At 69.1% G+C, this 9,071-nt stretch carries 7 protein-coding genes and 1 pseudogene; 5 read left to right on the forward strand and 3 right to left on the reverse strand.

Annotated features, from left to right (window positions below; translation table 11 throughout):
• Positions 1-292, forward strand: a pseudogene (locus ACXJKR_RS16460) (hypothetical protein); the annotation flags it as partial.
• Between the two features lies 1 nt (position 293).
• Here the strand turns inward: ACXJKR_RS16460 and ACXJKR_RS16465 are convergent.
• Complete coding sequence (locus tag ACXJKR_RS16465) at positions 294-866, reverse strand: DUF4114 domain-containing protein (RefSeq protein ID WP_056192388.1); 573 nt, start codon at positions 864-866, stop codon at positions 294-296.
• A 245-nt stretch (positions 867-1,111) separates the two neighbouring features.
• Between ACXJKR_RS16465 and ACXJKR_RS16470 the strand changes: the two genes are divergently transcribed.
• The 4 genes from ACXJKR_RS16470 to ACXJKR_RS16485 all read left to right on the forward strand — a co-directional run bounded on the left by ACXJKR_RS16470 (position 1,112) and on the right by ACXJKR_RS16485 (position 5,118).
• Positions 1,112-3,094 (forward strand): transglycosylase SLT domain-containing protein, encoded by a 1,983-nt coding sequence (locus ACXJKR_RS16470; protein ID WP_457323736.1) that lies wholly within the window; start codon positions 1,112-1,114, stop codon positions 3,092-3,094.
• Positions 3,091-4,044: a complex I NDUFA9 subunit family protein gene (locus ACXJKR_RS16475; RefSeq protein WP_056192383.1), complete on the forward strand. Its 954-nt coding sequence runs from the start codon at positions 3,091-3,093 to the stop codon at positions 4,042-4,044. Before ACXJKR_RS16470 ends, ACXJKR_RS16475 begins: the two co-directional genes overlap by 4 nt.
• A gap of 82 nt (positions 4,045-4,126) precedes the next feature.
• Complete coding sequence (locus tag ACXJKR_RS16480; protein WP_457323737.1) at positions 4,127-4,807, forward strand: glutathione S-transferase family protein; 681 nt, start codon at positions 4,127-4,129, stop codon at positions 4,805-4,807.
• A gap of 2 nt (positions 4,808-4,809) precedes the next feature.
• Entirely contained in the window at positions 4,810-5,118 is a 309-nt protein-coding gene (locus ACXJKR_RS16485) for a DUF1272 domain-containing protein (RefSeq protein WP_457323738.1), read from the forward strand.
• 590 nt (positions 5,119-5,708) lie between these two features.
• On the opposite strand, the gene ACXJKR_RS16490 is transcribed toward ACXJKR_RS16485, so the two are convergent.
• On the reverse strand, positions 5,709-6,809 hold the full coding sequence (locus ACXJKR_RS16490; RefSeq protein ID WP_457323740.1) for an S-(hydroxymethyl)glutathione dehydrogenase/class III alcohol dehydrogenase: 1,101 nt from the start codon (positions 6,807-6,809) through the stop codon (positions 5,709-5,711).
• 2 nt (positions 6,810-6,811) lie between these two features.
• Positions 6,812-8,938, reverse strand: coding sequence for an FUSC family protein (locus ACXJKR_RS16495; RefSeq protein ID WP_457323739.1), 2,127 nt, complete (start codon positions 8,936-8,938; stop codon positions 6,812-6,814).
• Between the last annotated feature and the right edge of the window lie 133 nt (positions 8,939-9,071).

A 9,071-nucleotide genomic window follows, 5' to 3' on the forward strand; every position in this document is an offset into this window, starting at 1 on the left:
CAACGAGCACTTCGAGGGCGGCTATCTGTTCCGCAATGCGCTGATCCTGGAGATGGTGCCGCCGGCCAACGAGGGCGAGGCCTGGAAGGTCAAGTACGCCTGGCAGGACGCCGGCGTGTCCATGGCCGACACCGAGATCGCGGCCAAGCAGCTGAAGTCGGGCCGCATCGAGGTCAGCGTGCCTTTTGACAGCAGCGCGGTCGCCACCAACGGCAAGATGAAGCCCACCAACCCCGGCATCCGCGGGCGGCTGCGCTTCGAGATCGAGGGCTGGAACGTGGACGCGAGCTGAGTCAGCGAAGGCGACGGCGCCAGGCCAGGCCGGCGGCGCCGGCCAGCAGCAGCGCCCAGCTGGCAGGTTCGGGCACGGCGGTAATCTGGTAGACGAAGCTGTGGTCGTTGTAGTTGAAATCACCGCCGCTGGGCAGGTCCTCGAAGGCGAGGTTGGTGCCGGCCGGCACCTTGGCGTCGCCGGCAAACGGCGCGGCCCAGACATGGTTGACGCCATCGCTGTTCAGGCTGACGTCGCTGTAATAGCGCGCCGCACCGCTGTTGGCATCGATGAAGAACACCAGGCTGTCACCGGCCGACACGGCGCCCAGCACAAAGGTCTGGCCATAGGCGCTGGCATGGTTATCCAGGCCGGGCGTGCCGTCGACGCCGTTGATGCGCGCGCCGACGAGGTTGGTGAAGCCGCCAGCCGCGCCGGTGTAGTAGGCCACCAGCAGGCCGCTGGTGGCCGCCGTGAAGCTGCTGGGTGGCGCCGGCGTGCCGGGCGTCGGGTAGACGGCAGGGTTGGCCTGGGCGGCCAGGCTCAGCAGCGCGGCGGAGGCCACCAACAACAGACGTTTTGCAGCGGTCTTCATCAACAGTCTCCTCGTCGATTGGATGTGAGGTTAGCGGATTGGATAGCGCTATCACCAGCCCCTAACTCGTGGACAAATTCGTGAGCAAACCGCGCGCCTGCGTAAAGCGCGAAGCCCCGGGTTTCCCTGGGTTAAATTCGGCATCAAGGCGCGGCGCTCGGCCAGCTGGCCGGCGCTCACGCAAAGTGAAGCAGTCGCGAGGCGTGAAGCGCATGAGTCAGATGGGTGGTCGAGTCTTGGAATGCATGAGCCGCGGGGCGCTGGCCCTGCTGCTGTCGGCGGCATTGAGCGCCGACGCCGCCCCGCCGGTGCCCCCCGCCGATGCCGACCTCGCCGTGCAGGCCCGCGACGCCTGGGTCAAGCGCGACCGCAAGCGCCTCACGGCCTTCGTCGAGGCGGCTCGCGCCCAGAACCATCCGCTGGCCGGCTGGGTCGAGTACTTCGACCTGAATGCCCGCCTGAGCGAGGTGCGCCAGCCCGAGATGGACGCCTTCTACGCCCGCTATCCCGGCAGCTATGTCGAGGACAGGCTGCGTAACGACTGGCTGCTGGAACTGGGCCACCGCCGCGACTGGGCCAATTTCAGGCGCGACCATGCCAGCTATCAGATGCGCGACGACCGCGAGGTCGCCTGTTACGTCATGCTGGCGGATCATGTCGCCGGCACCAAGGTCGATGCCGACGCCGCCCGCACCGCGTGGATGACCCAGAAGGACGGCGATGACGGCTGCCAGCAGCTCGCGGCCGCCATGGTCGAGGCCGGCCAGTTCAAGCCCGACACCCTGTGGGCCAAGGCCCGCCTGGCCACTGAGCAGGGCCGCCTGCGCGCCGCGCGTCAGGCCGTCGCCCTGCTTTCAGCCAAGCCCCTCGACCAGAAGCTCGCCGAGCTGCAGGACAACGCCGGCCGCTACCTGACGCGCAAGGCCCGCACCTCGCCGCGCCCCGAGGCGGAGCTGACGGCGCTGGCCCTGGCCCGCGTCGCCGGCAACGACCCCGATCAGGCCGGCGACCTGCTGCAGGACAAATGGAGCAAGCTGCCCGCCGACCTGCAGGCCTGGCTGTGGGCGCAGATCGGCCGCCAGTCCGCGCTGCGCCTGCAGGACGACGCCCTCGCCGCCTTCGCTCGCGCCGAGAAGCTCGCGCCCGACCTCCCCTGGACCGACGACGCCCTGGCGTGGCACGCCCGCGCCGCGCTGCGCGCCCGCCAGCCGGCCGCAGCCCTGCGCGCGATCGAGCGCATGACGTCGATCGAGCAGCGCGACCCGGCCTGGGTCTACTGGAAGGCCCGCGCCACGCGGCAACAGGGCGACCAGCCGGCCGCTCGTGCCCAGCTCGCCGCGCTGGCGACCACGCCACTGAACTACTTCGGCCGCCTCGCCGCCGAGGACATCGGCCTGCCCACGCCGCTGCCGCCCGCGCCCGCGCCGCTGACGACCGAGGAGCGCCGCGCCGCGCGCAGCCACCCCGGCCTGACCCGGGCCTTGTCGCTGATCAACCTCGGCCTGCGCAGCGAGGGCGTGCGCGAATGGAATTTCTCGCTGCGCGGCATGGGCGACCGCGCCTTGCTGGCCGCCGCCCAGGAAGCCTGCGACCGTGAGGTCTGGGACCGCTGCATCAACACCAGCGAGCGCACCAAGGCCGAGATCGACATCGCCCAGCGCTACCCCACGCCGCATCGCGTCGAGTTGCAGCGCGAAGCGCAGGCCGCCGGGCTCGACGCCGCCTATGTCTACGGCCTGATCCGCCAGGAATCGCGTTTCGTGCTGGACGCACGCTCGCACGTCGGTGCGGCCGGCCTGATGCAGGTCATGCCCGCCACCGCCAAATGGACGGCCAAGAAGGTGGGCCTGAACTACAACGCCGAGTTGATGCACGATCGCGACTTCAACCTGCGCATCGGCACCAACTACCTGAAGCTGGTACTGGACCGCTTCGAAGGCGCCCAGGCCCTGGCCGCGGCGGCCTACAACGCCGGCCCCGGCCGCCCCGCGCGCTGGCGCGATGGCCCCGTCATCGACGCGGCCATCTGGGCCGAGAACATTCCGTTCAACGAGACGCGCGACTATGTGCGCAAGGTGCTGCTCGGCGGCGCCATCTACGCCCAGGTGCTGGGCCTGCCAGCCACCAAGCTGCGCGAGCGCCTGGGGCAAAGCATCGGGCCTGCCGGCGCACGCGATGCCGACGTCAGCGACGTGCCGCCCGCAGCGGTGGGGGAGTCCAAATCATGAGCCTGTCCGTATTGGTCCTGGGCGGCAGCGGCTTTGTCGGCCGCGCCTTGTGCGAACAGCTGACGCGCCGCCTCGGCGCCGAGGCTCGCGTCACCGTGCCCACGCGCCGCCTGCCGCATGCGCAAGCCGTGCAGAGCCTGCCAGGCGTCACCGTCGTGCAGGCCGACGTGTTCCACGACCTGCCAGACCTGGTGAGAGGCCATGACGCCGTCGTCAACCTCGTCGCCATCCTGCAGGGCAGCATGGCCGCCTTCGAGCATGTGCATGTCGAGTTGCCCAAGCGCATTGCCGCGGCCGGTGCGAAGCGCCTCGTGCATGTCAGCGCCCTGGGTATTGGTGGGGGGATGAGCGAGCATGCGCCGTCGCGCTATCTGCGCAGCAAGGCCGCTGGCGAAGCTGCGCTGCAGGTCGCGGCGCAGACCCATCCGCTGGAGCTGACGCTGCTGCGCCCCTCGCTGGTTTTTGGCGACGGCGACAAGAGCGTCAACCTGTTCGCGCGGCTGCAGGGCTTGTTCCCGGTGATGCCGTTGGGCGGGGCGAATGCGCGGCTGCAGCCGGTGTGGGTGCAGGACTTGGCCCGTGCCCTCGTCGAGACGCTGCTGCGCCGCGAGACCATCGGCCAGACCTACGAGATCGCCGGCCCGCGTGAACTGACGTTGGCCGAGCTGGTACGGCTGGCCGGCCGCGTTGCGGGCTGCGAGCGGCCCATCCTGCGCCTGCCCGGCGCGCTGGCGACGCTGCAAGCCCTCTTCATGGAATGCCTGCCCGGCGAGCCGCTGCTGTCGCGCGACAACCTCGCATCGCTCACCGTGCCCAATGTACCGAGTGGCAAGCTGCCGGGCCTGGCGGAACTGGGCATTCAGGCCAGTTCGCTGGAGGCCGTGCTGCCGACTTATCTGTCGCCTGACGGCGGCGTTGCACGTCTGGACGCCTGGCGCGCCAGGCGCTGAGCGCGCATCAATCCGTTGCGGATTGCTCATCCCCGGCGCAGCAGCGGCTGTTTAAGCTCGCCGGCTCAACGCGAAAGGTGTCATGAAGCTCTACATCGGCAACAAGAACTACTCGTCCTGGTCCATGCGCAGCGGTGTGCTGCTGGCGGCCTTCGGCATTCCGTTTGAAGAGGTCAAGCTGCGCTTCGACTTCACGCCGGACTCGGAATGGACCCGCGTCATCGCCGGCATCACGCCGACCAAGCGCGTGCCCGTGCTCGTCGAGGACGACGGCTTCACGGTCTGGGAGACGCTGGCCATCGCCGAGTACATCGCCGACCGCCATCCCGAGCACGCCATCTGGCCGCGCGATGTGAAAGCCCGCGCGCGGGCGCGCAGCCTGTGCGCCGAGATGCATGCCAGCTTCATGCGACTGCGCACGGTTTGCCCGATGAACATCGAGGTCTTCTTCCCCGACGTCGGCGCCAAGCTCTGGGCTGAGGACGAGGCCCTGCGCGCCGACGTGGCGCGGCTGGATGCGGCGTGGAGCGGTGCGCTGGCCAGCAGCGGGGGACCTTTCCTGTTCGGCGAGTTCAGCGCGGCGGATGCCTACTTTGCGCCGGTAGCGGTGCGGCTGAGCCGCTTTGGCCTGCCGGTGTCGGAAGCGGCTGCGACGTATCGCGATTCGCTGCTGGCACACCCGGCGGTAGAGGACTGGATCGCGGACTCGATGCGTGAACAGGATTTCATCGTCGAGGACGAGCCTTACCGCAAGAGCCGCTGACCATGTTGGAGTTGCGTCCCAGCTGTGAGCATTGCGCGGTTGCGCTGCCGCCGGAGTCGACAGCGGCGCGAATCTGCAGCTTCGAGTGCACCTTCTGCGTGGGCTGTGCGGAAGGCCTGCTCGGCAATGTCTGCCCCAACTGCGGCGGCGGCTTTGTGCCGCGGCCGGTGAGGCCAGCGCGAAACTGGAAGGGCGGGAACTATCTTGGGGATTATCCGGCAAGGACGGTGCCGAAGTTGAGGCTGGTGGATTTGGAGGCGCATGCGGCGTTGGTGGAGTCGCTGCAAGGGTTGCCGCCGGAGGAGCGGTAGGACGCTTTTGCGAAGAGCGCCACTGATCGATGCATTGCCGGGAGTCCGTCCCGGCGGCCGGATAACTTTCTTCTGCGGCGCCAGAAGAAAGTCATCAAAGAAGAGGCGCTGAACCGCACTCGAGCACCACGCTGCCAAGAGCGACGCGCGAAAACGCTCGGTGGATTGCGCGTAGACGCGACCCGCTGCGCTCTCGCCCACCACTTGTCACGAGCCGGATTCATCGCACCAGCATCCCGTTCGACGCGCGGCTGCACGCCGGGCTCATCAAAACAGCCCAATGCAGCGTCGCTCGGGCGACGCGGCTGTTCCGTATTTCCTGATGAGCCCGGCGTGCAGCCGGCGTTAAGCGGCTTGAAGGGGCGATGGATGGCGCTCGGCACAAGTGGTGGGCGAGAGCGCAGCGGCTCGCTTCGGCGTGCGGCCCAGTTCGAGCAACGCGAGCGCCTCATCCCACTCGAGTGCGGATTGCATTGAGCGCTCCTCTTTTGGTGACTTTTCTCTGGCGCGTCAGAGAAAAGTTACCCGCCCTGCCGGGGCGGACTCCCGGCTCACTGCACCGAGTCATGAGGTACTGGGCAAAGGCCTCCTCAAAACTCCACCACCGAGCGAATGCTCTCTCCTCTTCGCATCAACTCAAACCCCTCGTTGATCCTCTCCAGCGGCAACTTGTGCGTGATCAGCTCATCGATCCTTACCTTGCCTTCCATGTACCAGTCGACGATCTTCGGCACATCCGTCCGGCCACGCGCGCCACCAAACGCCGAGCCTTCCCACTTGCGCCCCGTCACCAACTGGAACGGCCGCGTCGCGATCTCCGCTCCCGCCGGCGCCACGCCGATGATGATGCTGCGCCCCCAGCCCTTGTGCGTGCATTCCAGCGCCTGGCGCATCAGCTGCACGTTGCCGACGCATTCGAAGGAATAGTCCGCGCCGCCGTCGGTCAGCTGCACGATGTGGTCCACAACATTGCCCACGTCCTTGGGATTCACGAAGTCCGTCATGCCGAACTGCCGCGCCATCGCCTCGCGCGCCGGGTTGATGTCCACGCCGATGATCTTGCCGGCGCCCACCATCTTCGCGCCCTGGATGACGTTCAGGCCGATGCCGCCGAGGCCGAAGACCACCACGTTGGCGCCCGCCTCCACCTTGGCCGTGAACAGCACGGCACCCACGCCGGTCGTCACACCGCAGCCGATGTAGCAAACCTTGTCGAAGGGCGCATCAGGCCGGATCTTGGCCAGCGCAATGCCGGGCACGACGATGTGGTTCGCGAACGTGCTGGTGCCCATGTAGTGAAAGATCGGCTCGCCGTTCAGCGAGAAGCGCGAGGTGCCGTTGGGCATCAGCCCCTTGCCCTGGGTCGAGCGGATGGCCTGGCAGAGATTGGTCTTGCGGCTCAGGCAGAACTTGCACTCGCGGCATTCGGGCGTGTAGAGCGGAATGACATGGTCGCCGGCTTTGAGCCAGGGCACCTTGCTCTCCAGCACGACGCCCGCGCCCTCGTGGCCGAGCACGGCCGGGAACAGGCCTTSGGGGTCAGCGCCCGACAGCGTGAAGTCATCGGTGTGGCAGATGCCGGTGGCCTTGACCTCAACCAGCACCTCGCCGTCGCGCGGGCCTTCCAGGTCCAGGGTTTCGATGCTCAGCGGTTGGCCGGCCTTCCAGGCGACGGCGGCGCGGGTCTGGATGCTCATTTCGGTTCTCCTGCAGGGGTTTGAAGTCGGGTCAGTGCGGCGACGAATTCGCGCGCTTCAAGGCGGCACAGCCTGAGCCGGCGCAGCAGCCAGGGCGTCAGGTCCTGCTGGCCGAGATGCTCGGGCCAGGCGCCCGCGTCTCCATCGGGCGTCTCCGCCGGGTCGGTGCCCGTCATGGGCTCGCCCTTGAGCACATCCACGCAGGCTTTGCGCGCCAGCGGCAGTGCGGTCTCGGCCTTGGCGGCGTCCAGCCGGGCCGTGCGGCGCTGCACCTGGTGCTGCACCGCGCCGAGCAGCGCCATCAGTCGATAACCATGGCTCAAGGCCGACTCGATCTCGGCCTCCGGCAGGCGCACGCGCTCCGGTTCGACACGCGTGCGCTGGGCGGCCGCGGCAAGAGCGGCCAACGCCGTGTACGCCTGCTGGCGCGACAGGCGCTGGGCGGTCTGTTCTTCGGCGCTGGGCATCCAGCGCAGCATGTTGGCCGAATGCCGTGCCAGCGCACCGCGCAATTGCGCCCCCAACCTCGGCACCGCGGCGCGTTCCCATGACGGCAGCACGAAGCTGAACAGCCAGGCCAGGCCGGCGCCGATGACGGTGTCGGCCAGGCGTTCGGCGATGAAGGGGTCGCTGCCGGGCGCCAGCATCAGCGGCTGCAGCAGGGCCATCAGCGTCGCGGCCGTCGCCGCGACACGGTAGCGGCGGTTCACATAGGCATGGGCCGTGCCCACGGCCGCGATGAAGCACAGGCTCAGCAGCGGCGTCCAGCTCACGTGCGCCAGCAGCAGCACGAGCAGGCAGCCCTGCACGGTGCCGATGATGCGTTCGTTGCGGCGCGACAGCGTCTGCTCCAGGTTGCCGCGCAGCACAACGGCCACGCTGAGCATCAACCAGAAGGGGTGAGCCGCCCAGGGCAGGGCCGCACCCAGCGCATAGGCGAACGACAGCGCCAGCGCCGAGCGCAGCGCATGGCGCATGACGCCGGATTGCAGGTTCAGATGAGGTTTCAGCGCCGCCAGCGGCCAGCCCTCGGGCGACACGAAGGGCGCGAGGCGCTCGGGTGTCCAGGGGCTGTCGGGGTTGTCCGCGGCAGTCTGGCGGGCCACCATGGCGCTGACGTCGTCCAGCATGTGGCCGACGCGCGACGCCAGCGCCGACGAGAGGTGGGTGCGCGAGTCGCCAGCCGGCGCGCTGACATCGGCCAACCGCGCCGCCAACTGCGCCCGCCAGGCGTCGGCCGACACCTCGGGCAGCGGTGCGCCATAGGCCACGGTGTCGGCCAGGGCTGCGAGCACGTCGGCGAGGTGGCGCAGCGCGTCGGCCAGCGCGGCGCGCCACTGGCGGCCTGGGAAGTCCTGGCCCAGCAGCTCCGTGTCCAGCCGGCTGGCCAGCAGCAGGTCGCGCAGCTCGATGAGGCCAAGCACGAGGTCGGTCTGGCGGCGGCTGCGCGGTGAGCGCCGTGCGGCAAAAACCTGGTCGCGCGCGGCCTGCAATGCATCGGCGAGCAGCACATCATCGGCAATGGAGGCACGGATGTTCGCCTCGGCGCCGCCCACCGCGCCGGCAATGCGCTGGGCACGCGAACGCAGCCGCTTCTCGGTGGCGCGCAGTGCCGTAGCCAGTGCCAACTCGCGCAGCCGGTGGCGCAGCACGACCGCGCTGCCGCGCGCCCAGCCGGCATAAACGCAGCCGCCCAGGCCCACCCAGAGCGCGTGCTCCAGCGGCGACGTGGCGCCGGCCGTGCGGTCCCAGGCCATCGCGAAGACCATGGCCAGCACCGGTGCGAACGACAGCGGCCCGGCACGCAGGCCCCAGGCCAGGGCCATCAACGACAGGAAGGTGACGACGGCGATCAGGCCGACGGTCAACGCGAGCGAGTGGTCCGTCAGTCCGACCAGCAGCGTCACGAGCGCCGCGGCGGCCGCTGCCGGCAACACGCGCGGCAGCACGCGCTGGGGCGGGTTGGGCAGATCGGTCAGGCTGGCGCAGACGGCGCCACCGACGGCCGCCAGGCCCGCCGTCTCGCCAAACAGCGCGCCGACGGCGAGATGCGTGGCTGCCACGCCCAGGGCCACGCTGAGGCCATTCAGATGGGCCGCCTCCAGGCGCTTGATGAATCTCACTTGACGAACAGCTCCATGACACGGCGCTCGCTGGCCGGCAGCTCATGCACCGAGAACCAGCCCGACTTTTCGGGCCGGTAGACGTATTGCGGTGCCGCGTTGCCGGCGATGCGCTGCTTCAGCGGCGCGAGAG

It is taken from the genome of Roseateles sp. P5_E11 (assembly GCF_054049355.1).

Coding starts and splice junctions, on each gene's coding strand:
- ACXJKR_RS16480 (WP_457323737.1), top strand. CDS start 4,127: ATGAAGCTCTACATCGGCAACAAGAACTACTCGTCCTGGTCCATGCGC.
- ACXJKR_RS16470 (WP_457323736.1), top strand. CDS start 1,112: ATGAGCCGCGGGGCGCTGGCCCTGCTGCTGTCGGCGGCATTGAGCGCC.
- ACXJKR_RS16485 (WP_457323738.1), top strand. CDS start 4,810: ATGTTGGAGTTGCGTCCCAGCTGTGAGCATTGCGCGGTTGCGCTGCCG.
- ACXJKR_RS16475 (WP_056192383.1), top strand. CDS start 3,091: ATGAGCCTGTCCGTATTGGTCCTGGGCGGCAGCGGCTTTGTCGGCCGC.
- ACXJKR_RS16465 (WP_056192388.1), bottom strand. CDS start 866: ATGAAGACCGCTGCAAAACGTCTGTTGTTGGTGGCCTCCGCCGCGCTG.